Genomic DNA, 23,254 nt, shown 5'->3' with positions numbered 1-23,254 from the left:
TAACATCGGGCAATAACTTGCCCGGTCGAGCAGAAAACTGCCCACCCAGGCATAATATTGCCTACTTGATTATTAATATTCAGTGCTTAGCTACTTAAAAATAATCCTTTAAACAAGCTCACTTATGGCTCAAAACTCACCAACAATACACTCACAAAACAATAACCTTACGTTAACAACTCATTGTTAATTAATATTGATAGCTCAGTTTAAACTTTTATACGTTCTATACCCAAACAACTTGGAGTTGCAGGTAGGCGGCAAGTGAGTGAGTCCCCATGGGCATAGGCAAACTATGTGATTGGGGTGAACGAACGTAGCCAACACCGCTGCAGCTTCAAGTAGGAAGGGTATATATAATATTCATAAATAAATGTATGGCATATCATTATAAAATCACTGGCTAACACTAGATTAATTTGGATACACAAAGACAGCTACGAGGAAAGCCTCTTTTTAATAAACGTATGCTCAACACACTGGCATTCCTAGATCAAACCAGTACAATTCTGCGTTCTCCACCACCATCCACTGCGAGCCAGAGAAAATGCCAGCACCAGCGCCCTGTTTTACTGCCTTTAAAAAACCTATTGAAGGCTACTCTCTGCCTGAGCGCTTTACTTTCCCATTTTGTTACGAGCCGCATCCGCTAAGCGAATTAGCGGCAAGTCAGCTGCAACAACACCTGCTGAACCAGCAGAATTGGCAACATAATTTTGGGCTCGATAATCACGGCGTGCTAAATCAGCATCCGGAAGCTATCGGGAAAATGTTTGGCGTGTTAGTGGTGCGTAAACAAAGTGGAGAGCTAGGGTACCTGTCTGCATTCTCGGGGAAGTTAGCTGAGCAAAACCTGCTGCCGCATTTTGTGCCGCCTATATTTGACATGCTCACTAACGATGGTTTTTTCTTGGGAGGCAGCGTGCCGATCAATCAAATTAATCAGCAGGTTGAACAATTGGAGTGCGATCCGCAGCGTGCGCTACTTCAGCGGCAATGGACCACCGCCCATCAGCAGGCACAAGATGAATTAGAAGCGCATCGCCAGCTGATGATTCAAGGTCGTGAACAGCGTAAACAGCAACGCATCCTTGCCGAGCAATCAAATGATGCCCAACAATTGCGCGAAACCTTGGATTGTCTCGCCAAACAAAGTGTGGCTGAAAAAGCGTCCCTCAAGCAATTAAAACGAAAGTGGGACGTCAACCTCAACGAACTACAAGCGCAAATAGACGCATTTCAAGAACAGATTGATGCATTAAAAGAGCAGCGTAAAAATCTCTCTAATACGTTACAGCAACGACTTTTTTCTCACTATCGATTTCTCAATCAATACGGCACTGAAAAATCTCTGGGGGAGATTTTCCGTCTTACGGCTAACCCTGTTCCACCAGCAGGATCTGGAGAATGCGCCGCACCAAAATTGCTGCACTACGCGTTTCAACATCAGATGACACCGATTTCACTCGCCGAATTCTGGTGGGGAGCGTCACCAAAATCTGAAATTCGTCAACACAAGAAATTCTATCCTGCTTGTCAAAACAAGTGCCAACCGATTTTGGCTCACATGCTTGATGGACTGAAGCTCGATGATAACCCGCTATTGCATAACCCAGCGCAAGGCAAAGAGATCGACATCATCTATCAGGATGAAGCCATTGTTGTCGTCAACAAACCTGCCGAGTTTCTATCCGTTCCCGGAGTCAACATTCAGGACTCGGTTTACACTCGTCTGCAACAAACGTTTAGCTCAGATGAAGGGCTTTTTGTGATCCACCGCCTCGATATGTCTACTTCAGGTTTATTGGTGTTTGCTCTCACCCGCCGAGCCAATAAAAGCCTGCAGAAGCAATTTATTACTCGCGGCGTTGAAAAACGCTACCTTGCCTTACTCGCTGGTGAATTACAGCAATCGCATGGTGACATTCGCTTACCGCTGCGGGGCGATTTAGATGACAGGCCGCGTCAATTGGTCTGTTTTGAGCATGGCAAACCCGCAGACACTCACTGGCAATTAATTGAATGCCGAGATGGATTCAGTAAAGTCTACCTCTACCCCAAAACAGGACGAACCCACCAATTGCGCGTGCATTGCGCTCATGTGGAAGGACTCAACCTGCCCATCGTTGGCGACGATCTTTATGGCACGAAAGGAGCGCGTTTACATCTACATGCTGAGTCGCTGAGCTTTGATCACCCTTATACCAAGCAAAGGATGACATTCATGGTGGATGCCGAGTTTTGATCGACATTCCGCTTTAGTGACATTGAGGTGACAAATCCTGACTTAGCACAGCTATAATTTCGTGAATGCGAACCTTTTTCTAAGTGCTTAACGTTGAGAACACGGCTGCTGTACCTTTTGATCACACTCACCGCAGTGCTAGGACAATCAAACCTAGCACACGGGCAAGAGCAAACGCTGCAAGGTCGTTGGCAGCATTTTCTACGCCAAGCCGAATCGCTATCGGCTGCGCGAGCCTTGCCATTACAAAGCATTAACTCATACCCTGTCGATCTTCTGCTCAGCGCCAGCGCCTATCCTGATTTTTCCCGTTATTCATGGCAAACCATAACCGAGCTCAAAGCGATAGCCTCACAGTGCGCACTGTCGCCCGGTTTATCAAAAACCTTGGCATCACGCCCTGAATTGCAAAAAGCAGCGTCGTTTGAACTCGCTTTATGCCAAGGCGATGAATTGCCCATCCGTTGGTTTAAGACTGCTCCGTTTCTGCATCCTGCAGGCGGGAGCTACGCAGAGCGATACTTAGCTTTTTCTACTCATAACATAACCGCCGAGCTACAGCCCTACACGACTCTCTCTGACCCTCAGCATCCGCTGTACACCTTTTTTACCGATTTAGAAACGGCAGGGCGAGATGCCTTGGTCAGCGGTTATCGCGCTTATATTGACCATCAACAACGGCTATGGATCAGTGGCGATTTCGGTATTCGCGTACTGAGCGCATTGCAATGGAAAAAAGTCGCGCTCGATCAGCAATTGGTATTGTCGGCCATCACAGCGGCTACTCAAAGTTGCCAATTACGCTACAGTAATCTGTGTGTCTCTAGCCAAGAAAAACCCAATATTTCACTGTGGTTATCAGTCATATTACTGCTGTTGCTCGCAGCAACGCTGAGTAGGACGCTCTGGTTACGCCGCCAACAAGCCAAAGAAAAACGCTTTATTTTACAGTTGCTGACGCATGAACTACGCACCCCTATCACCAGTCTTGGCTTGACCGTTGAGCAGTTTCGCCAGCAATTTGATACTCTGCCAGAGCTGGCCCAAGATACATTCGGCCGCTTACTGGCCGATCACCAACGTTTAGCTCAGCTTGCTCAGACCAGTAAAGGATTTTTGAGTAGCGACCCAAATGAGCCGTTTCAATGTCAAACCGCTTATCTCTCAGATTGGTTAGATCACTGCGTAGCGAAACACGAACTCAGCTATGAACTGACACAAGATATCGAGCTCACACTGCCGTATTACTGGCTTGGGATCTGTTTGGATAACTTGATCCGTAATGCCAAGCAGCATGGTCAAGGGACAATCTCAATAACGGCCAGCGTGACTGACACTCAACTGCGGCTTTGCGTCAGCGATGAAGGCGAGTTTCCCTCTCGTCTAAAACGGCTATTTTCCCGTTCTCGCACAGTTTCCAATATGGGGATTGGACTCCGTCTTGTGAGCCATTTGATGCTTAAAATGGGCGGCAAACTGACTTGTAAAGCCCACCCCACTCGCTGCCAATTGGAATTGCCATTATGAACACACTGTTATTGGTCGAAGATGATCCCCTACTCGGGCAAGGTTTGCATGATTACTTACTACAGCAAGGTTTTGATTGTTTGTGGGTACAGCAGCTCTCACAAGTCAAAAAAGCATGGTTTCGCGCCGATTTGGTGATTTTAGATAGGCAACTGGCTCAAGGAGACAGCTTGGATCATCTGCCTCAATGGCTAATGACCAAAGCCGTGCCAGTGATCATCCTGACGGCCAAAATCGAGGTTGAGCAAAAAATAGCAGGTCTGATGGCGGGGGCGAAAGACTACGTCACCAAGCCATTTTCGCAACAAGAATTACTGGCGCGAATTCAAGCGCAACTGCGACCATTAGGAGAAAGTTTGCTTTCCTACGCTGACATTGCCATTGATCTCTCAAAGCGCAGCGTTACCTTAGGTGAGCAGTTGATGACGCTAAAACCGAAACAGTTTCAGCTATTACTGCTGCTGGTTCAAAACCAAGGACGTGTTTTTCACCGTGATGAACTACTCAATAAAGTGTGGGGCTACCAAGCCTTTCCCTCAACTCGGACCGTCGATAACCATGTTTTACAGCTGAGGCAGCAGTTACCCTCACTCAATATCGAAACCGTTCGTGGCGTTGGGTACCGTTTAGTCGAGGTGTCCAATGCGTAACCTTTGGCTGTTTGCACTGTTCGTCGTTAGTCCAAGCCACGCCGTGAGTGATGATTGGTTTATGGCCACACCACTGCAATCAACCTATCGCGCTTTAGCGAACCATCAGCCACAGCTTGCCTGGCAAGAGTTGGTCCTCGCACTCAATAACCAAACCATTGCCACGCCACACTGGGCAAGCGTCAAAAATACCATTATTGAACAAACCCAATGTGGCCAACAGTTCTTAAGCGATGTGGTACCAAATACGGCGCTGATCAACGTCTCGATACAAAAAAAAACCAACGTGATGCAGCAAGGTTACCAGTTCAAATTATCAATGGAGGGAGCGAAGCTGCCTAGCCTGGTTGAACTTCTTGGCCCTGACAATAGCTTGATCATCTCACAGAGCCAAGTAACGTCATCAGCCCCTTATATAGAATTAGAAAGCCCAGAGCTGCTCTTTGCTCCCCAAGATGGCGTTTATCGACTGACACTCGACAAACAGCACTATTGGTTAGTTCTTACCATGCCTTTTGGCTCCACATGGTTGCAATCCGCCTCTCCCAACGGTGGCTACCCACTAGCGCTTGAGTCCCCCACTGCATTGACAAATTGCCCCCCAACAAGCCTTGCTTGGCAATGGTTTGACGACCAATTTCAGTTAATCAAGCAGCAAGATATGGTGGCAATAAGTAATACTCAGCAATTATTGGACAAACCAAGCTCATCCCCCAGCTCGGCTAAATGGCTCAGTACTCTGATCAAAACTATCGAGTATCAAGGAACAATCAAAGTGGAATATGTACAACGTTTGACTCTGCCAAAGCAGGCTCAATGAAGACATCAGGGTGACAATTGATTTGTCGATTTCTTATGTAATCAGCATACCGAGACACACTGGAAATGACAAACCATGTATAAACCACTTTGTTCTTTATTGATCACTTGTACACCACTTTTGGCGTTGGCTAGCCAATCACAACCGGCGTCAATTACACTGCATAATCAAAACCAAACCGTGCAAATAGAGCCACAAAATTTTGCTATTGATTGGCAGAAAAATGCCCAGCTAACCATTAACCAAGGCCAGCTAACCGTTAACGGCCAGCCACAGCAAGTCAGCCAACTGCAACAAGATAATCAACATCACGCCTCTTGGCTGCTTGTTCCTAGCCAGTTAAAGGTTGAGGCCAATTTACAACAAACATTGAAGCTGTCGATTACCGCGAGCGCTGAGAGTAAGATCTCTCGTGCTAAACCGTTAACCGTGCAGTGGTTTGAACTGCCGGAGCAGCAAAGCAAAACGCTCATTCTTCCTTTTAGTGAAGGGATGCGGGTTCCAACCGATAATCCACAGTGGGTTAACTATCTGACAAGCGAGCATTCTGCCAGCAATACCACCCAAGATCTCAAAATGCCATTTTGGAGTGTGGAAGCAAGCGATGAGCAGTACGTGAGCTACCAACTCAATACCGCCACCAACAACAAACTCAATTTTAATGCCAAGCAAAACAAGTTAGACATGCAAGCCACGCACGCTTTTACTGTACTCAACAAAGATGAGCCTTTTGAGGTGGAAATCTCTATTGGCAACTCGCCGTTAGATGGCGCAAAACGTTATCGTCAGTGGCGAAAAGAGAATGGACTATCGCAAACGCTCGAACAGAAAGCGCAGCAAAATCCGGCCATAAAAGAGCTTATCGGCGCAAGCCATGTCTATCTGTTTGGTAGAGACTTACTCTCTGAGCAAGATGTTAGCGACTTCTGGGCATTGAAAGCTTGGTATTTTGAGCAGCCGCAGTGGACAGCGTCAAACGAAGCACTCAAAGAGCTTAAGCCGCTCATCAAGGGCAAAGATTTCTTAAGCCGCTATCATAAACGTTTGCTGATTGAAGAGGTGAATAATGGGCTGAACTCTTGGATCAAAGAGTCGCCCTCAAATAACGAGGCTGGAATCGCCAGCCAATACCAAGCCGCTCAGGCACGAAAAGCATGGCTCGCAGAGCAGAAACTACCGTTTCTACGTGATGCCAGCACTTGGGGACAAGGGCTATCGACATCCATGATTGACGCACTCAGCTCAGCTGGTTTGCAACACTTATGGTTAGGTTTGGATAATTGGATGCCCGCCTTTTACCAGCCACAAGTGGTTGACCAAGCAAAACAAGCTGGCTACTTAGTTGGGGTGTACGACTCCTACAACACCGCCATTGAAAAAGGCATCAACGATGGTTGGCTTACCGCGCAGCTACCGGATTCGATGCGTGAGCAATGTGCGATAGAAAACGCCGACGGTAAACAACAGAAAGGATTTCGTGGCAACGGCTTTTACCTTAACCCTGCCTGCCAATTAGGATTTGCGCAGCAACGCATTGAGGCGATTTTAAAATATGGCCGCTTTAACAGCCTGTTTCTTGATGTGGATGGGACCGGAATGGCCCGTGAAGATTACTCATACCAAGAGGGCCAAGGAATGAAAGAAAGCGCGATGCTGGAGGCATTCAATCAACGCATGCGCTGGATAGCCAATGAACAGAATGTGGTTCTCGGCTCTGAAGATGGTAACAGCCTGACGGCACAAGGGCTCGCCTTTGCTCATGGTTTAGAAACGGTAGGATTTGGCTGGACAGATCCGGATATGAAAACTAACCGTCAATCGCCTTATTTTCTTGGGGCATGGTTTCCAGACAATAAACCCGATTTTTTCTTCAAACCCGCACAAGTCAAAGAGCCGTACAAAACACTGTTATTTGCACCGCAATACCGTATTCCTCTCTATCAGGCCGTGTTCCATGATGAGGTGATCAGCAGTCACCACTGGCACAGCGACAGCGTGAAGTTTTCCAATGTGCAAGCGGAGCGAGATTTAATCGCCATGCTGTATAACACCCCAGCGATGATTCACCTTAGCCGTGATGAAGCGACGCCTAACAGCGCTCGAGTCAACGCATTACGCCGCTATCAACAAGGGTTTACACCAATCCATGAAGTAGTGTGGAACCAACCTTTAGTCGATTTTAAATGGCTTGATGAACAAGGGATGGTACAACAAACAACCTTTGGTGATGGCAGTAAAATTACCGCCAATTTCTCTACGCAGCCATATAAAAAAGAGGATAAGGAAATAGTTCCAGCCTTGACTATTCAAGCTGAACTCAGCAATGGGCAAAACATCATTTGGCCATCGGATACGCTAAAGACAGAAAAATAGTCTCATCGCTCACTCATTAAAAGATAAATAATAGTGCGACACTTCAAGGAGGAAGTGTCCATTTCTATCATTCAGCAACCATAGCCAGTAGCACAAAGACAATATGGGCAAATAAAACTAGACGACTGGTCTAATTTCAATTATAGTGCCGTCCATGAATACAAAAACCCATGATACTCGCCAACACATCCTTGAGGTCGGTTACCAACTTGTCGTAACCAAAGGCTTCACCAGCGTAGGCTTGTCTGAATTATTAAAAACCGCTGATGTGCCCAAAGGCTCTTTCTATCACTACTTTAAGTCAAAAGAGCAATTTGGCGAGGCACTGATTACGGACTATTTTCAGCACTATTTAGTGCGGATTAATGCCCTTTTTAACCAAGAAGAAGGAAACGCCTACCAACACTTGATGCATTATTGGCAATGTTGGTATGAGCAGAGCAATGGTTTATGTAACGCACAGCGCTGCTTGGTGGTGAAATTAAGCGCTGAAGTTTCAGACTTGTCTGATGCGATGCGTATTGCTTTACTTAAAGGTGCAGATAGCATTATTGAGGCGGTCGGAAAATGTATCCAGCAAGGGATCGACGACGGCTCCATTCACGTACAACACAGCCAGCAAACCGCAGAATTGCTTTATAACCTTTGGCTCGGCGCAAGTTTGCTCAGTAAACTGCGTCAAGATAACCAAGGGCTTGCACAAGCGCTTACGAGCACCGAACACATTTTGCAAGGCCAGTGCCCTAGTTAAGATTCACCCGCTATTTCGATAGCGGTTTTTTTGAAATCCATACTAGACGACTGGTCTAATTTAAAATAATAAAGGACTCTCCAATGACTGAACAAACTAACCGCCGCATTGTACTCGCTTCACGCCCTGTCGGTGCACCAACGCCTGCTAACTTTCGCTTAGAACATGCGCCTAAACCAACACCGGCCGCTGGTGAAGTACTGCTGCGTAGTGTTTATCTTTCACTTGACCCCTACATGCGCGGCCGCATGAGTGATGCTAAATCGTACGCCGATCCTGTCGCAATTGATGATGTCATGGTAGGCGGGACCGTGTGTCAAGTGGAAGTATCAAACCACCCAAAATTTGAGCAAGGTGAGTGGGTACTCGCTTATACCGGATGGCAGGATTACGCTATTTCTAACGGCGAAGGTTTACTCAAACTCGGTAAAAATCCAACCTCACCCTCATACGCACTAGGCATCATGGGAATGCCCGGTTTTACCGCTTATATGGGTTTGCTAGACATCGGCCAGCCGAAGCAAGGTGAAACGGTGGTAGTCGCCGCAGCTACTGGCCCAGTAGGGGCAACGGTTGGTCAAATTGCTAAAATCAAAGGCTGCCATGTGGTGGGCATTGCTGGCGGTGAAGAAAAATGTCGTTACGCTAAAGAAGTATTAGGTTTTGATGAATGTATTGATCACAAAGCTGACGATTTTGCAGAGCAATTGGCTAAAACATGTGCTCAAGGGATTGACGTTTACTACGAAAATGTCGGTGGCAAAGTCTTTGATGCGGTTTTACCTCTGCTTAACACAGCAGCGCGAGTTCCGCTGTGTGGCTTGATTTCTCAATACAATGCAACGTCGCTGCCTGAAGGACCTGATCGTCTCTCTATGCTGATGGGCACCTTGCTTACCAAACGAATCCGCATGCAAGGTTTCATTATTTTTGATGACTACGGCCATCGCTATAACGAATTTGCTACTGACATGACTCAATGGCTAAGCGAAGGGAAAGTGAAATACCGCGAGCAACTGATTGACGGTTTAGAAAACGCACCACAAGCCTTTATTGGTCTATTGGAAGGCAAAAACTTTGGCAAACTGGTTATCCAAATCAACCAACCACTTTAATAAGGACCGCATAATGATCAAACTTCACCATCTAAATAAATCACGCTCTAAGCGCATTATCTGGTTACTTGAAGAGCTAGGGGTTGAGTATCAAGTAGTTCCATATCAACGTGATAGTGTGACCTTTCTGGCACCGCCCGAACTAAAAAGCGTGCATCCGTTAGGTAAGTCACCTGTGATTGAAGACAATGGTTTGGTGATTGCTGAATCTGGCGCCATTACCGATTACCTGATAGAAAAATACGGCCAACACTTTGCGCCTCAGCGTGGCAGCGTGGAATATGTGCAATACCAGCAATGGCTCCACTTTGCAGAAAGCTCTGCCATATTGCCGCTGCTATTAAAAATGTTTGTTGCCAAAGATGGCTGTCAAACCAATTTCCTTGGTGGCTATGCAGAAAGCGAAACGGCCAAAGTGATGAGTTATTTTGACCAGTGTTTAGCGGGTAAACGCTACTTAGTGGCCGACCAACTCACTGGCGCTGATTTCATGATGTCATTCATTGCTGAAATATTGCTGACCAACGGAGCGATTACTCACTTCCCGAATATTGAACGTTACTTAGAGCAGCTCGCCACTCACCCTGCTTATCTAAAATCGAACCAAATCGAAGCGCAATACGCCTAACCTTAGGTTCCTGATGACGCCACTTCGACGATAACGAAGTGGCGTTTTTATTTCCATTATGGAAATGACTACTTGATGTATTATCAATAGTGAAAAGTAACCAAGCACATTAGGATTAAACCACAATAATATAAGGGTTTAATTCATGAGCCATTCACTCGATACACAACAACGCTTTCAAGCCATCGTCACTGACGCACACCTCTCGCCTAAACAAAAGTCACACTTCCTTGCGCTAGAGGCCGAAGCAAGCTTGCCCTATCTGAAACTCTCTCCTGAGTTAGCTCGTGCAATGGAACAAGACATTATCTGCGATATGTTTGAAGGCCATGCCCCTTTTAAACCACGTTACGTGTTGCCTGACTACGCCAAATTTTTAGCACAAGGCAGTGAGTATTTAGAGCTTTCGCCTGCCAGTAATTTTGATGAAGCACTCAATATGCTGACCATTTTGTACCATCACGTGCCTTCAGTGACCTCTATTCCTGTCTATTTGGGGCAATTGGATAGCGTGTTATTACCCTATGTGGGCGAACTGAGCGAAGTGGCGATTTATCAAAAATTGAAGCTGTTTTGGATCATGCTTGATCGCACTCTGCCCGATGCTTTCATGCACGCCAACATCGGCCCGAGCGACAATATTATTTGTCGGACTATTTTACGTGTCGATGCTGAACTGAAACAGATCGCTCCCAACCTTACCTTCATGTATGACCCTTCCATCACTCCTGACGATTTACTGCGCCAAGCGACCGATAATATCTGTCAATGCAGTAAACCGCACATCGCCAACTATCCGATTCATGCTACCGCCTATGGCGAGCAAGGTTTTGGTATTGTCAGTTGCTACAACTCACTTCCTTTAGCGGGAGGCTGCAATACTTTAGTCAGAATGAATTTAAAAGAGGCCGCGGAAAAAGCCAGTGACCGCCAAACATTTTTAGATCAGATTCTACCCACTTACAGCCAATATATGATTGAGCTGATGGATGTTCGAGCTGCTCATCTGCACCAACAATCTCATTTTTTTGAAGGCTTTCTGACTCAAGAAGGTTTGATTGAAGAATCTCGTTTCGCACCGATGTTTGGCATTTATGGCATGGCTGAAGCCGTTAATCTATTACTGGAAAAGGAGCAGAGTAACGCTCGTTATGGTCATGATGATATCGCCAACCAATTAGGCATCGCCATTTCCGCCAAGCTGGCCAACATTGTACAAAACTCACCAGTCAAATATGGCTTCAACGACCGTGCTTTGCTGCACGCGCAAGGTGGTATTAGCCTTGATCTTGATGTCACTCCGGGCGTGCGCATCCCTTATGGCACCGAACCCAACCCGATTGAATATGTACAAGCAACGGCTGGACATCATCAATATTACACCTCTGGTATCAGCGATATTTTAACTCTGGATGAAACCATAAAGGCCAACCCAGAGGCGATGTTCAACCTATGTAAAGGAGCCCTCCACTCTGGCTATCGCGAATTTACTGCCAACGTGGCTTCGAACGATTTAGTTCGCATTACGGGTTACATGGTGAAATTGTCTGAAATAGTGCAATTTGAGCAGCGCGGATCACGCACCAACACCACGTTTCTTGGGGCAGAAGCGGCCAAAAACACGGCCGTGCTCAAGCGAAAAGCACGCGTGGTTAGCCATGAAATGCAACCGGCTTATCAGCCAAACTCTGTCAGCCAAACTCTGTCAGCCAAACTCTGTCAGCTAAACTAATGGTCAGCTAAACTAATGGTAAGTGGAAAACAGCCGCTCCGAGCAAAAGTCAGCCGAGTGCTGACTTTCTCCTGCGTTGATGGCCCGGGCAACCGACTGGTCATTTTTATGCAAGGTTGTAACTTCAATTGCTTGTCTTGCCATAACCCACATACGATTCGTCACTGTCACCATTGCGGTGATTGTGTGCCAACCTGCCCATCGCAAGCACTGCGCCTCAATGCTGACCAGCAAGTCGAATGGCTAGCGGAGAAATGCACTCACTGCGATCGCTGCATTGAGCACTGCATACACCAATCAAACCCCAAAATTCATCACTACAGTGTTGAACAACTTGTGGAACTTATCCGCCGAAATCATTATTTCTTAGCCGGTATTACCATTTCAGGGGGGGAAGCAACCCTACAACTTCCGTTTATCATCGCTCTTTTCAAAGCCATCAAACACGATGAAGAATTGAAACATCTCAGCTGTTTTATTGATAGTAATGGCTCACTATCAGAATCGGGATGGGACAAAATCTCGCCCTATTTGGATGGCGCGATGATCGATTTAAAAGCTTGGCAAGAGGAGACGCATCGGTGGCTAACCGGACGCAGTAACCATAGAGTGATACGCACTATTTTCCACCTCGCTACACTGAATAGACTGCACGAAGTGCGATTGCTGCATATACCGGACAAAAGTGATTTAGAGACTGAAATTACCGAAGTAGCGCATCTGATTAACCAGTTGCCTGCGAACGTCAACATTCGGCTAAGCGCCTTCCAACATCACGGTGTGGTCGGCAAGGCCTTAACTTGGCAGCCATGCAGTGAAGGTGCAATGCTGCAATTTCATCAAAAACTGGCCGCTCAAGTACAGCGAACTATTTACCTGCCGACACTCTACGCCTAGCGTCGAAAACCACCATACCCATAGGCTACCTATTAGATTAATAACCCTTACCATTTTGCCTAATGCATAACGCTCACCTATGCTTATCCAAACAGGCACCAACCGTTTAACAAAAGGCCGAACACTCGCTCTCATCACGTAAAAAGGAAAGCATCATGATTGAATGGGATTTCTTACATCTTTTCGATACTCAAGAGCTCTTTATCTTTTATTAACGAGAATCAATATTATTAACGAGAGCTAACCTCATTTTAAATAGTAGCCGCAATTTCACCTTCAATATCCTTTTGCGGCTCTTTTTGTACTGGCGGAACTTGTCCTTCTTCTACAGCGTGTTGGTAACATCCACTCAGCTTAATGGCTAAATACATGTCTGCACGGATGACAATGCCACCATCCCCAGTTGAAATCCCGGCAATTTTGCACCATTTTTTCAGGCTACGCTTACGCCCCGCCAACACTAAGCGAATACCACGTTTTTTCAGAATGCTTTGCACGTCCGATAACATCGCCATGACGCTTAAGTCTAAATGAGTAAAACTCGACACTGCATCAATAATTACGCACCCTACACTTAAGCCCGCCGATTCAGTGTGAAATAAAATTCGACGTTTAAAGTAAGGCGCATTGAAATAAGTCAGCGGAGAGTTGAAACGATAAATCACCAAACCCGGTATTGGTTTCGCCTTCGCTGACGTATCAATCGTGCGAATCGTTCCTTTATCATCCAGACCTAATGTTTGATCACTTGGCCGCATCACGGTGCGTAAGAACTGAAACAGACCCAGTAATACCGCAAGAGTGATGCCGGGGATAACGCCAATAACCAATACGGCGATGAAGGTTAAGCTTGCCAAATAAAAGGCGTCTTTATCACGCTTGTGTAAACTCCAAATCCCTTTCAGATCCAACAACGAGATAGACGCGATAATCAACACCACCCCTAATGCAGCAATCGGAATGTATTGCAGTGGCTGATATGCCACTATCGCGACAAAGCCGATCACAATCGCTGCAATAATCGAAACTAATTGCGATTTTCCACCATTAGCGTCATTCACCGCTGTGCGTGAATCCGCTCCACTGATGGCAAAGCCTTGTGAAAATGCAGAGGCAATATTGGCGAATCCAAGCGCACGAAACTCTTTATCGGCATCAATATCGTAGCCATTTTTTGCTGCAAAACTGCGCGCAGTAAGCATCATACTAACAAAGCTCACCATCGCTAAGTTCAGAGCAGGCATGACTAATTCACGACTCACTCCTAAATCAAATTGAGGCGTTTGAAAGACAGGTAATCCACCTTGAATAATACCAACCACTTTAATACCAAGATTCTCAGCCCCCACAAACCACACCCAACAAGCGGCTACAATAATAGCCAACATTGCTGCTGGCCAATTGGGTCTGACACGCTTACACAGAAAATAAACGATTGTTGTCAGCATACTAATAAATAAGGTTTGCCAGTGTAGGTCAATCAGTAGAGATGGCGCTTCTATGATACGTTCAAGTAGATATCGTTGCTCATATTTCAAGCCAAATACCTTGGCAAATTGGCCCACAATGATGGTTAAAGCAACGCCGTTTAATAGCCCAAGTAAAATAGGGCGAGAGAGAAAATCAGCCAAAATACCGAGTTTAAAACGACTCGCCAGCAAGCACCACATCCCCGTCATCGCCGTCATTGTCATGACCAACTGCCAGTGTTTGAGAGGATCGCCCATCGCCAGTGGGGTAACCACTGCCGCAATCACCGCGCAAGTTGCCGCGTCTGGCCCTAATATCAACTGCCTAGACGTGCCAAAAATTGCGTACACCAACATGGGTAATACACAAGAATATAAACCGACAATCGCGCTGACTCCGGTAAGCTGCGCGTACGCAATCGCGACGGGTAGTGCAACCGCCACCACAGAGAGTGCCGCACGCATATCATCCATTAACCAGCGAGTTTCGTAGCCTTTAAGTTGGTGTAAACCCGGCATCCACTGCTGTACAAATGCACTATTCAAGTCGCTTCCCTCCTTACTACATTGTCACGACACGCTTTATCTAAGCATAACTCATTGCTAATAAACTAGCGCTTATAATTGGCTGATTTTATTGAAGTATGAGAAAAAGAAAAAGTGCAGGAAAAAGATCGCCTCCATAGGTCGACTTATGTGAAAATAACCCACTCCATTTCACTCGCCTAAAGTTGTACTTATGAAATTTCAAGCTGCCATTTTTGATATGGATGGACTGTTACTCGACACCGAACGTGTCTGTCTTACGATATTCGAACAAGCTTGCGACGCGGTTGGCGTCCCATTTTTAAAAGAGGTTTATCTCTCGGCTATTGGTTGCAATGCGGCAGGCATTGAACAAGCACTGCGCGCAGGCTACGGGCCAGAATTGGACTATCCGGTATTGCATACGGAGTGGCGTAAACGTTACGATGCCGTGGTGAAACATCAAGCGATCCCAGTGAAAGAAGGGGTTATCGAATTATTACAATGGTTAAAAACTAATCGTATTCCTACTGCTGTCGCAACATCAACCCAAAAAGACGTGGCACAAATTAAGCTGCATCTTTCAGGCCTTGATCAATACTTTGATTCATTCACAACCGGTTGTGAAGTGACACATGGCAAGCCCGATCCTGAGATTTATCTACTCGCTGCGCAACGTCTTGGCGCTGAACCGAGCCAATGTCTAGCCTTTGAAGATTCTAATAACGGCGTGCGATCCGCCGTGAGTGCGAATATGATCACCTACCAAATTCCTGATCTCGTCGAACCCAGTGAAGAGGTTTTGGCGCTTGGACACCAAGTGGTCCCCTCGCTACATCACGTTTTAACAGCCCTGAAAAACAGTAATTGATCGGTTTTTATATCCTCACTGATTGGAGGTGACTGATAAAGTAACGTGATAGGTGTGAACGAACCCTGCTATTTCGTTCGGCAATGAGAGTATGGTTATGGCTTATAACTACGATTGGTATATAAGTGAGTTATTTTATAGATGAAAAATAATGGCACTCCATTGCCATCTGATCACGTCATGGTATTAATCACGGCTTCTTTTTTCCGTTGTCTGGTATTGATAGTCAACCTTAACAATCGAGCGGTATTCAACAACACCGGGTTTCTTGGCAAAAGATTGAACCATAACTTCAGTATCATTAATCTTTAAACTTCTAGGTAAAACACTGCCTTCCCAAACCGACAATTCATTTGCTAATTTGTTAGCGGGCAGCACCTGTAGCTGCTCGATTTTATCAAATCCTGCGGTGTAAGCTTGCTCTTGGCTAGTGTAGACACCCACATTTAGCGAGCGCTCTTTGTGATTAGTATCGATAGCTGCAAACGCACCAGCGCTGAGAGAAAGAGCTGTAATTCCAAGGATAATATTTTTCATGGTTTTTCCTTTTTGATTTCGAAAGCTGTAGTTAATTTCTAAAATTAATCTATGTTGTCTTACTGAGAGGTACCCATACTATCAATGGTTTTGTAAAGAATCCGTCAAGCAGGGTAAAGCCTTCGAAAACGTATGATGAGGTTTCTTGACATAAACTGACTTACGCAGCCTTTTCTTGATACGATTAGCTTCACCACAGTGCTGTTCTAGTGTATTACGAAAGCCATTAACGACAATCGCAAGGCCACTTACCCCCATTTTTTTGCTTAATGGCTTGTTTTCTGTTGAAACTGCTTCACGCTGCGTTTTTGAGCACTGCGGCGGTTAGCTTGCTTATCGCGCGGTTTGCGCTTCGGTTCACCGCTGGTCGGTTGGTCTGTCACTGGAAAATCGCTCAATGCCTGCAGCGGTAAAGCGCGCTGCGTTAAGCTGCGGATAGCCTCCAGCGCTTGGCTTTCACCATGGCAGACCAGCGAAATCGCCACACCACCTTGACCAGCACGCGCTGTGCGGCCAACGCGGTGAATATAAACTGGCGCACTAGGCGGTAAATCAAAATTGATCACCACTGGCAGCGCGTCAATGTGAATACCACGCGCCAGTAAATCGGTGGCCACCAGTACATCCACTTGATTCGCTTTGAAATCGGCTAACGTTTGCTCGCGAATGACTTGATCTTTTTCACCATGCAAAGCCGCCGCACGAATACCCGCTTTGAGTAATTTTTTCGCGACCGCGTCAGCACTATCACGAGCGCTAATGAACACTAATACTTGCTGCCCAGCCCGCTGCTTAATCAGAGCAATTAATGCTTGTGCTTTACTGCCCTTATTCACGAGGTAGAGCTGCTCTTCAATTTCTTCCACCACTTGATTGGCTTGATTCGCCTCTATCTTTACCGGGTTACTTAACACGGCCAATGCCATCTGTTCGAGATCGGCGGCGAGTGTGGCGGAAAACAGCAACGTTTGTTTGGTTTGGGGCATAAAACTGAGCAGGCGTTGTACATCCGGCCAAAACCCCATCTCTAACAGTCGGTCAGCTTCATCTAACACCACACAGTGCATCGACTCCAATGAGATCAGTTGCTGTATGAGTAAATCAAGCAAGCGGCCCGGTGTCGCGACGATTAAATGCGGTAATTTGGCCAACTGCGCAAGCTGCTCTTCTTGGGCCACTCCCCCGCATAAAGTGCATAAGCTAATGCCCATTTTGCTTGCCACAGCACTCAGCTCTTGGCTGACTTGTTGTGCTAATTCACGGGTAGGAACAATAACAACCAATTGAATTTCAAGAGTATTAATTTCAATTTGTTGCAGTAAAGGCAAGCCATAAGCTAACGTTTTACCACTGCCCGTCTGCGCGAAGGCAAGCACATCTTGCCCAGAAAGTACGGCTGGAATAGCCAATTGTTGGATTTTGGTCGCCGTGTGTCGCGACGCAGGCAGCGCAGCCATCAAAGGGACGCTTAAGTTAAGCTTAGAAAAATTCATAAACGACTAGCAGGGTGAAAAAGGTTGCGCCGAGTCTAAAGCTATTCATTCTCCATCACAACTGTCGATACGGATCAGTACTGAATCTGGCCGCCAGTACTCAAATTCGCAATCCATGATCTCGCCATCTTGTTTGTAATTAACTCGACAAATTTTCATTACAGATTGGCCAGCAGCCAAGTTAAGCGCTTTTGCCACATGAAGAGGCGCAGCCGTAGGAATCACCTCAAAACGAGAACGCGTAGTGATGTAACCGTATTTTTGCTGATAGAGATGCGTTAACGAAGCGGTTAAATTTTCCTCTAATATCTTTGGAAACCACTGCGCAATCAGGCAGTTTTCGACAAACAGTACCGCTCGCCCGTCAATCGAACGCAACCGTTCAATAATATGAATGGGCGTAATTCGGTCAATATCCATCGCTCTTGCATACTCACGAGAAGCCATCACGCTGCGTACCGCAACTAGCTTAGTTTCAGCGATTCGGTGCTGCTCGCGGATCATCTGGTGGAAGTGGCAACGCGATAGCGGGTTATAATGAATTCGCGCCGGAGAGACAAACCAGCCACGCCGCTCTTCTCGGTAAATCAACCCTTCCGTTTCCAGTGAAACCAAAGCGTCTTTAATTGTAATGCGGGTTGTATTAAACAATTCACTCAATTCACGTTCAGACGGCAGTTTTTGCCTGTCATCAAGCATTCCACTACAAATTTGCTCACGAAGGGTGTTTTTAATATTGCCAAGTTGGGTCTTTTCTAAAGGAGCATTTGCCACTGGCAAAGGGCTGCGAAATCTCATGTGTGACCTAGTCCAATAGTATACAGAGTGAATAAACGTCTTTTAGACTACTTAAGGCAGATAACAGATTTATGACAGACTAATTGATTGAATTTGAAATAAAAGTGCAATAGAAAATCATCAAAAATGTCAAATAACTACACCGAAAACGTCACAGTTCTTCCCTAGGATAAAAATCGAACTTACTGACCTAGTCCAGAAGGATAGCGACAATGAAAACCTTATTTACCCGCGCAACGACTGCCACAGCACTTGCGCTGACTCTTTCAACTTCGGCTTTTGCTAAAGAGGCTGATTTACAATCTTTGATCAACGCAGCGAAACAAGAAGGCCAAGTGTACAGTGTTGGTATGCCCGGCAGTTGGGCTAACTGGCAAGACACGTGGAGCGATTTAGGTAAGATTTATGGCCTAAAACACCAAGATACGGATATGAGCTCAGCGCAAGAAATTGCCAAGTTTGAAGCCGAAAAGAAAAATGCGACCGCCGATATCGGTGATGTTGGCTTTGCATTTGCTCGCGTGGCGGTGAAAAAAGGCGTAACTCAAGCGTACAAACCGAGCACTTGGAATGAGATCCCAGACTGGGCCAAAGATAAAGATGGCCACTGGGCTCTGGCTTATACGGGCACCATTTCATTTATCTCGAACAATAATCTAGTCAAGAATGCGCCAAAAACGTGGAACGATTTGCTCAAAGGCGATTACAAAATCAGTATTGGTAATGTCGGTGTTGCCGCGCAAGCAAATAATGCCGTACTAGCCGCTGCTTTTGCTCATGGTGGCAGTGAAAAGAACCTCGATCCGGCAATCGAATTTTTTGCCAAACTCGCCAAGCAAGGTCGCTTATCATTTACAGACCCAAGTATCGCTAACCTCGAAAAAGGTGAAGTTGAAGTGGCCGTATTGTGGGATTTCAACGCCCTAAGTTACCGTGACCAAATTGACCGTAACCGCTTTAGCGTTAACATTCCGCAAGATGGTTCTGTGATTTCCGGCTACACCACCATCATCAATAAATACGCCAAAAACCCAAACGCGGCCAAGCTAGCACGTGAATACATCTTTAGCGATCAAGGCCAGATCAACCTTGCACAAGGCTATGCTCGCCCGATCCGCAGCAACGTTGCACTGCCTGCTGCGGTACAAAGCAAATTGATTGCTAACGATCAATACCAGAACGTGAGCCCAATTAGCGACTTTAATGCTTGGGAAAAATCAGCTCGCCAATTGCCACGTCAATGGCAAGAAAATGTCATTATCCACCAGCAGTAAGAGGTAACCATGAACAATAAGGTGATCCTTGTTGTTCTTGATGGACTCAATTATTCCGTAGCCCGTGATTGCATGGGCTACTTAAACGGCTTAATTGAGCAGCAAAGAGCAACCTTATACTCTCTACAATGTGAATTGCCTTCGTTATCGCGTCCTTTGTATGAATGTCTACTCACTGGCGTAAAGCCTGTCGAAAGCGGTATTGTTCATAACCACATTGTGCGCCTTTCACATCATCAATCCATCTTCAGTTTGGCAAAAGAGCAAGGGCTGACAACAGCCGCAGCGGCGTATCATTGGGTCAGCGAGCTCTATAACCGCGCGCCTTTTGATGCAACGCGCGATCGTTTTACCTGTGATAAAACACTCAATATTCAGCATGGCTGTTTTTATCACTGGGATCACTATCCCGATGAAGCACTGTTTTTAGACGCCGAACACTTAAGGCGAACTCATCAGCCTGATTTTTTATTGATCCATCCAATGAATATCGATAATGCTGGGCATAAGTTTGGTCTTGATTCAGGACAGTATCGTAATAGTGCACGCATGGCCGATGCGCTGTTATCTCACTTTTTAGAAAGCTGGCTAAACGATGGCTACCAAGTGATGGTGACCAGCGATCACGGTATGAACAATGACAAGTCACACGGCGGAATATTAACCGAAGAGCGCAACGTTCCGCTGTTTGTATTGGGCGATCAATTTTCGCACCAAGCTTGTGAGATCAAACAAACTGAGCTCTGCGGCCTGTGCTGCCAACTGCTTAATCTTGATCACAATAAGCCCTTTTCTGCGGAGTGCTTAGCATGATCAGTAGCCAAGTTATTAGCAAGCCTAGCGCCGTGCTGAGCCAATCAACACACTGGGCACGCAAACTCAAACCTGCGTTATGGCTTGCTCCTTTTGCGCTGTTTTTCTACTTATTTCAGCTCGCCCCCATGCTGTGGGTTCTGTTCAACAGCTTTATCTCTGACGATCAATGGTCACTAGACCATTATCGCGAAATCTTCAGCTCATCCTTTATTTTGCAAGGGTTGGGCAACAGTTTGTGGCTCGCCATATGGTCCAGCGTCGCGGGCCTTACGATTGCGGCAATGTTGGTCGCCTCCTTACGCCGAGTCGATGGCAAGCTGCGCGATGGTGTGATCGCCTTTACCAATATGAGCAGTAATTTTGCTGGCGTCCCTTTGGCATTCGCTTTCATTATTATTCTTGGGGTCAACGGCGCACTGACTTTGCTGCTAAAGCAATACGGTTTGATTGAAGAGTTCAACCTGTATGGCAAATGGGGGCTGCTGGCGATGTATATCTACTTTCAGATCCCTCTTGGCGTGCTGCTGCTCTATCCTGCATTTGATGCGCTCAGTGATGACTGGCAAGCGGCGGCGTCTACTCTGGGCGCCAACGGATGGCAATATTGGCAGAAAATCGCCTTGCCCGTGCTTTCACCAGCCCTACTCGGCACCTTGATTATCCTGATCGCCAATGCGATGGGCGCGTATGCCAGCGTCTACGCACTCACATCCGGCAACTACAACGTCATTACGGTACGCATTGCCAGTTTAGTGGCGGGAGATCTGTTCTTAGAGCCCAATTTGGCCGCCGCCATTTCCGTGGTATTGATGCTAATTTTAGCCTTCATTACTGTGATCAATCAGTGGCTAATTGCGAAAAGCTATAGCGCAAGGAACACCCATGCAAAACGCTAATCCTACCCTTGATAAAATCACCTTTCATAAAAGTGTGGTCTATTCCATCGTGGGAGTGATGTTGCTGCCCATTTTAGCCACCTTGGTTTATTCCTTTTCTTCACGCTGGGGCGCAACGATTTTACCCGATGGCTTCACCTTTGACTGGTATCTCAAACTGCTGACCGACCCTCGCTTTCTCGATGCATTTGGCCGCTCATTGCTGATTGGCATCGCTTCTCTGACACTCAGCGCAGTTTTGATTATTCCGGCGATCTTCGTGGTGTTTTACTATTTCCCTCGTCTCGATAAAGTGATGAACCTGCTGATTTTAATCCCTTTTGCAGTGCCGCCTGTGGTCTCTTCAGTTGGATTACTGCAACTGTACGCCGATAGCCAATTTCCAATTGTGGGTACACCTTGGATTTTGATTGGCACTTATTTCACCATTGCGCTGCCGTTTATGTACCGTGCAATTGCCAACAGTTTTGAGGCGATCCATCTACACGATCTCATGGATGCCGCGCACCTGCTCGGCGCAAGCACCAGCCGTGCTTTTTTACTGATCGTACTGCCAAACATTAGAAAAGGGTTGATGGCTTCGCTGTTTCTATCCTTCTCTTTTCTACTTGGCGAGTTTGTATTTGCGAACATTTTGGTCGGCACGCGCTATGAAACCTTGCAGATTTATCTCTACAACATGCGTCAGACTAGTGGTCACTTCACCTCCGCGTTAGTGATGACTTACTTCCTATTTATCTTTTTACTGACTTGGCTCGCCAGTCGTTTTAGCCGAGGATCCACTCAATGAATGCCACGACCCACACAACCTCTCGCTCTGATTACGTCCACGTCGCCAACCTCACCAAACGTTTTGGCAACAATACCGTTTTTGAAGGGATTGAATTTTCCATTGAGCAAGGGGAATTTGTCACGCTACTTGGCCCGAGCGGCTGCGGAAAATCGACCTTATTGCGCAGTTTGGCTGGCTTAAATCCCGTCGATGACGGCGAAATTTGGGTCAACGGTGAAAACATCACTAACCAAACACCACAGCAACGTGGCATTGGCATGGTGTTTCAATCCTACGCTCTGTTTCCGAATATGACGGTGGCTGAAAACATCGCCTTTGGCCTCAAAATGCAAGGGCAAGACAGGGCTTACATCAAGCGTGAAGTGCAAAAAGTGGTCGAACTGGTTTCGCTGATAGGGAAAGAAAAACACTATCCCAACCAGCTCTCGGGTGGGCAGCGCCAACGCGTCGCTTTAGCTCGCGCCTTAGTGGTCAAACCGCGTATTTTGCTACTTGATGAGCCCCTTTCAGCACTGGATGCCAAAATTCGCAAACACTTGCGCCAGCAGATCCGTGATATTCAAAAAGAGCTCAATCTCACCACCGTATTTGTAACCCATGATCAAGAAGAGGCGATGATTCTCTCTGATCGTATTTTTTTAATGCACCAAGGTGAAATCGTTCAGCAAGGCTCCCCAGAAAGCATTTATACTCAGCCAGCCAATGAGTTTGTGGCCGGTTTTATGGGCCATTACAATTTAGTAGAGGCGGCCACCGCCAAGCAGTTGTTTAATATAGACACGGCTTGGAAAGTGGCTATTCGTCCCGAATCCATCTACGTCAAGGAAGCTGGGCGGAGCTATGGTGCCCATGTTTCTGCGCCGCAACATGGCACCATCAAGCATCACCAATTACTGGGTAACGTGATTCGCTACCATGTGGATGTGCGAGGCTGCGAGCTCACGGTCGATTTACTCAATCGTTCGTCAGAGCGATTATTTGCCACTGGCAGTCAGCTAGAATTACTGTTTAACCTTAACGAAATACAACCTGTGAGAGCCTAAA

20 protein-coding genes are annotated in these 23,254 nt (G+C 46.5%); 16 read left to right on the top strand and 4 right to left on the bottom strand.

Annotation, left to right across the window (positions count from 1 at the left end):
* Positions 1-547 precede the first annotated feature (547 nt).
* The 10 genes from CCZ37_RS13750 to CCZ37_RS13705 all read left to right on the top strand — a co-directional run bounded on the left by CCZ37_RS13750 (position 548) and on the right by CCZ37_RS13705 (position 12,738).
* Positions 548-2,245, top strand: a complete 1,698-nt coding sequence (locus CCZ37_RS13750; protein ID WP_094500948.1) for an RluA family pseudouridine synthase — start codon at positions 548-550, stop codon at positions 2,243-2,245.
* 93 nt (positions 2,246-2,338) lie between these two features.
* Positions 2,339-3,772 carry an ATP-binding protein gene (locus tag CCZ37_RS13745; protein WP_094500946.1) on the top strand — a complete coding sequence of 478 codons (1,434 nt, stop codon included), beginning with the start codon at positions 2,339-2,341 and terminating at the stop codon, positions 3,770-3,772.
* Complete coding sequence (locus CCZ37_RS13740) at positions 3,769-4,422, top strand: response regulator transcription factor (protein WP_017044992.1); 654 nt, start codon at positions 3,769-3,771, stop codon at positions 4,420-4,422. Before CCZ37_RS13745 ends, CCZ37_RS13740 begins: the two co-directional genes overlap by 4 nt.
* Positions 4,415-5,242 (top strand): DUF2861 family protein, encoded by an 828-nt coding sequence (locus CCZ37_RS13735; protein ID WP_094500944.1) that lies wholly within the window; start codon positions 4,415-4,417, stop codon positions 5,240-5,242. Before CCZ37_RS13740 ends, CCZ37_RS13735 begins: the two co-directional genes overlap by 8 nt.
* Positions 5,243-5,317: 75 nt before the next feature.
* Entirely contained in the window at positions 5,318-7,615 is a 2,298-nt protein-coding gene (locus tag CCZ37_RS13730; protein WP_094500942.1) for a glycoside hydrolase, read from the top strand.
* 154 nt (positions 7,616-7,769) lie between these two features.
* Positions 7,770-8,366: a TetR/AcrR family transcriptional regulator gene (locus tag CCZ37_RS13725; RefSeq protein ID WP_038169460.1), complete on the top strand. Its 597-nt coding sequence runs from the start codon at positions 7,770-7,772 to the stop codon at positions 8,364-8,366.
* Positions 8,367-8,449: 83 nt separating this feature from the next.
* The gene (locus tag CCZ37_RS13720; protein WP_047687590.1) at positions 8,450-9,481 is read left to right on the top strand and encodes an NADP-dependent oxidoreductase; all 1,032 of its coding nucleotides are present in this window, start codon (positions 8,450-8,452) and stop codon (positions 9,479-9,481) included.
* A gap of 13 nt (positions 9,482-9,494) precedes the next feature.
* Positions 9,495-10,109, top strand: coding sequence for a glutathione S-transferase family protein (locus CCZ37_RS13715; RefSeq protein ID WP_010319179.1), 615 nt, complete (start codon positions 9,495-9,497; stop codon positions 10,107-10,109).
* A gap of 145 nt (positions 10,110-10,254) precedes the next feature.
* The gene (locus CCZ37_RS13710) at positions 10,255-11,841 is read left to right on the top strand and encodes a YjjI family glycine radical enzyme (RefSeq protein ID WP_094500940.1); all 1,587 of its coding nucleotides are present in this window, start codon (positions 10,255-10,257) and stop codon (positions 11,839-11,841) included.
* A 15-nt stretch (positions 11,842-11,856) separates the two neighbouring features.
* Positions 11,857-12,738, top strand: coding sequence for a YjjW family glycine radical enzyme activase (locus CCZ37_RS13705; protein WP_094500938.1), 882 nt, complete (start codon positions 11,857-11,859; stop codon positions 12,736-12,738).
* Positions 12,739-12,989: 251 nt separating this feature from the next.
* Here CCZ37_RS13705 and CCZ37_RS13700 read toward each other — a convergent pair whose 3' ends face one another.
* Positions 12,990-14,726: a SulP family inorganic anion transporter gene (locus CCZ37_RS13700; RefSeq protein ID WP_050946483.1), complete on the bottom strand. Its 1,737-nt coding sequence runs from the start codon at positions 14,724-14,726 to the stop codon at positions 12,990-12,992.
* 220 nt (positions 14,727-14,946) lie between these two features.
* On the opposite strand from CCZ37_RS13700, the gene CCZ37_RS13695 reads away from it, so the two are divergent.
* On the top strand, positions 14,947-15,603 hold the full coding sequence (locus tag CCZ37_RS13695) for an HAD family hydrolase (RefSeq protein ID WP_094500936.1): 657 nt from the start codon (positions 14,947-14,949) through the stop codon (positions 15,601-15,603).
* 186 nt (positions 15,604-15,789) lie between these two features.
* Here the strand turns inward: CCZ37_RS13695 and CCZ37_RS13690 are convergent, their stop codons facing one another.
* The 3 genes from CCZ37_RS13690 to CCZ37_RS13680 form a co-directional block, all read right to left on the bottom strand.
* The gene (locus CCZ37_RS13690) at positions 15,790-16,140 is read right to left on the bottom strand and encodes a DUF3316 domain-containing protein (protein WP_010318645.1); all 351 of its coding nucleotides are present in this window, start codon (positions 16,138-16,140) and stop codon (positions 15,790-15,792) included.
* A gap of 266 nt (positions 16,141-16,406) precedes the next feature.
* The gene (locus CCZ37_RS13685; protein WP_094500934.1) at positions 16,407-17,633 is read right to left on the bottom strand and encodes a DEAD/DEAH box helicase; all 1,227 of its coding nucleotides are present in this window, start codon (positions 17,631-17,633) and stop codon (positions 16,407-16,409) included.
* A gap of 45 nt (positions 17,634-17,678) precedes the next feature.
* The gene (locus CCZ37_RS13680; protein ID WP_094500932.1) at positions 17,679-18,431 is read right to left on the bottom strand and encodes a UTRA domain-containing protein; all 753 of its coding nucleotides are present in this window, start codon (positions 18,429-18,431) and stop codon (positions 17,679-17,681) included.
* Positions 18,432-18,643: 212 nt separating this feature from the next.
* On the opposite strand from CCZ37_RS13680, the gene CCZ37_RS13675 reads away from it, so the two are divergent.
* Genes CCZ37_RS13675 through CCZ37_RS13655 form a run of 5 tightly spaced genes read left to right on the top strand, consistent with a single transcriptional unit; the run spans position 18,644 to position 23,253 of the window.
* A complete protein-coding gene (locus tag CCZ37_RS13675; RefSeq protein WP_094500930.1) occupies positions 18,644-19,705 on the top strand; it encodes an ABC transporter substrate-binding protein in 1,062 nt (353 codons plus the stop codon).
* 9 nt (positions 19,706-19,714) lie between these two features.
* Positions 19,715-20,518 carry an alkaline phosphatase family protein gene (locus CCZ37_RS13670; RefSeq protein WP_094500928.1) on the top strand — a complete coding sequence of 268 codons (804 nt, stop codon included), beginning with the start codon at positions 19,715-19,717 and terminating at the stop codon, positions 20,516-20,518.
* Complete coding sequence (locus CCZ37_RS13665) at positions 20,518-21,417, top strand: ABC transporter permease (RefSeq protein ID WP_094502084.1); 900 nt, start codon at positions 20,518-20,520, stop codon at positions 21,415-21,417. Before CCZ37_RS13670 ends, CCZ37_RS13665 begins: the two co-directional genes overlap by 1 nt.
* Positions 21,404-22,207, top strand: a complete 804-nt coding sequence (locus CCZ37_RS13660; protein ID WP_010318639.1) for an ABC transporter permease — start codon at positions 21,404-21,406, stop codon at positions 22,205-22,207. The genes CCZ37_RS13665 and CCZ37_RS13660 overlap by 14 nt, the downstream gene beginning before the upstream one ends.
* Entirely contained in the window at positions 22,204-23,253 is a 1,050-nt protein-coding gene (locus tag CCZ37_RS13655) for an ABC transporter ATP-binding protein (RefSeq protein ID WP_094500926.1), read from the top strand. Before CCZ37_RS13660 ends, CCZ37_RS13655 begins: the two co-directional genes overlap by 4 nt.
* Position 23,254: the final 1 nt, after the last annotated feature.

This window comes from Vibrio qinghaiensis (assembly GCF_002257545.1).
GTDB lineage: Bacteria > Pseudomonadota > Gammaproteobacteria > Enterobacterales > Vibrionaceae > Vibrio > Vibrio ordalii.
Note: the sequence above shows the minus strand (reverse complement) of the source record. Positions and strands in the feature narration are given on the sequence as shown.

Bases quoted from the DNA above. Each gene is read 5' to 3' on its own strand.
- CCZ37_RS13655 (WP_094500926.1), top strand. From the start codon at position 22,204: ATGAATGCCACGACCCACACAACCTCTCGCTCTGATTACGTCCACGTC.
- CCZ37_RS13750 (WP_094500948.1), top strand. From the start codon at position 548: ATGCCAGCACCAGCGCCCTGTTTTACTGCCTTTAAAAAACCTATTGAA.
- CCZ37_RS13660 (WP_010318639.1), top strand. From the start codon at position 21,404: ATGCAAAACGCTAATCCTACCCTTGATAAAATCACCTTTCATAAAAGT.
- CCZ37_RS13670 (WP_094500928.1), top strand. From the start codon at position 19,715: ATGAACAATAAGGTGATCCTTGTTGTTCTTGATGGACTCAATTATTCC.
- CCZ37_RS13725 (WP_038169460.1), top strand. From the start codon at position 7,770: ATGAATACAAAAACCCATGATACTCGCCAACACATCCTTGAGGTCGGT.
- CCZ37_RS13705 (WP_094500938.1), top strand. From the start codon at position 11,857: ATGGTAAGTGGAAAACAGCCGCTCCGAGCAAAAGTCAGCCGAGTGCTG.
- CCZ37_RS13680 (WP_094500932.1), bottom strand. From the start codon at position 18,431: ATGAGATTTCGCAGCCCTTTGCCAGTGGCAAATGCTCCTTTAGAAAAG.
- CCZ37_RS13675 (WP_094500930.1), top strand. From the start codon at position 18,644: ATGAAAACCTTATTTACCCGCGCAACGACTGCCACAGCACTTGCGCTG.
- CCZ37_RS13715 (WP_010319179.1), top strand. From the start codon at position 9,495: ATGATCAAACTTCACCATCTAAATAAATCACGCTCTAAGCGCATTATC.
- CCZ37_RS13690 (WP_010318645.1), bottom strand. From the start codon at position 16,140: ATGAAAAATATTATCCTTGGAATTACAGCTCTTTCTCTCAGCGCTGGT.
- CCZ37_RS13730 (WP_094500942.1), top strand. From the start codon at position 5,318: ATGTATAAACCACTTTGTTCTTTATTGATCACTTGTACACCACTTTTG.
- CCZ37_RS13710 (WP_094500940.1), top strand. From the start codon at position 10,255: ATGAGCCATTCACTCGATACACAACAACGCTTTCAAGCCATCGTCACT.
- CCZ37_RS13695 (WP_094500936.1), top strand. From the start codon at position 14,947: ATGAAATTTCAAGCTGCCATTTTTGATATGGATGGACTGTTACTCGAC.
- CCZ37_RS13740 (WP_017044992.1), top strand. From the start codon at position 3,769: ATGAACACACTGTTATTGGTCGAAGATGATCCCCTACTCGGGCAAGGT.
- CCZ37_RS13685 (WP_094500934.1), bottom strand. From the start codon at position 17,633: ATGAATTTTTCTAAGCTTAACTTAAGCGTCCCTTTGATGGCTGCGCTG.
- CCZ37_RS13720 (WP_047687590.1), top strand. From the start codon at position 8,450: ATGACTGAACAAACTAACCGCCGCATTGTACTCGCTTCACGCCCTGTC.
- CCZ37_RS13735 (WP_094500944.1), top strand. From the start codon at position 4,415: ATGCGTAACCTTTGGCTGTTTGCACTGTTCGTCGTTAGTCCAAGCCAC.
- CCZ37_RS13700 (WP_050946483.1), bottom strand. From the start codon at position 14,726: ATGCCGGGTTTACACCAACTTAAAGGCTACGAAACTCGCTGGTTAATG.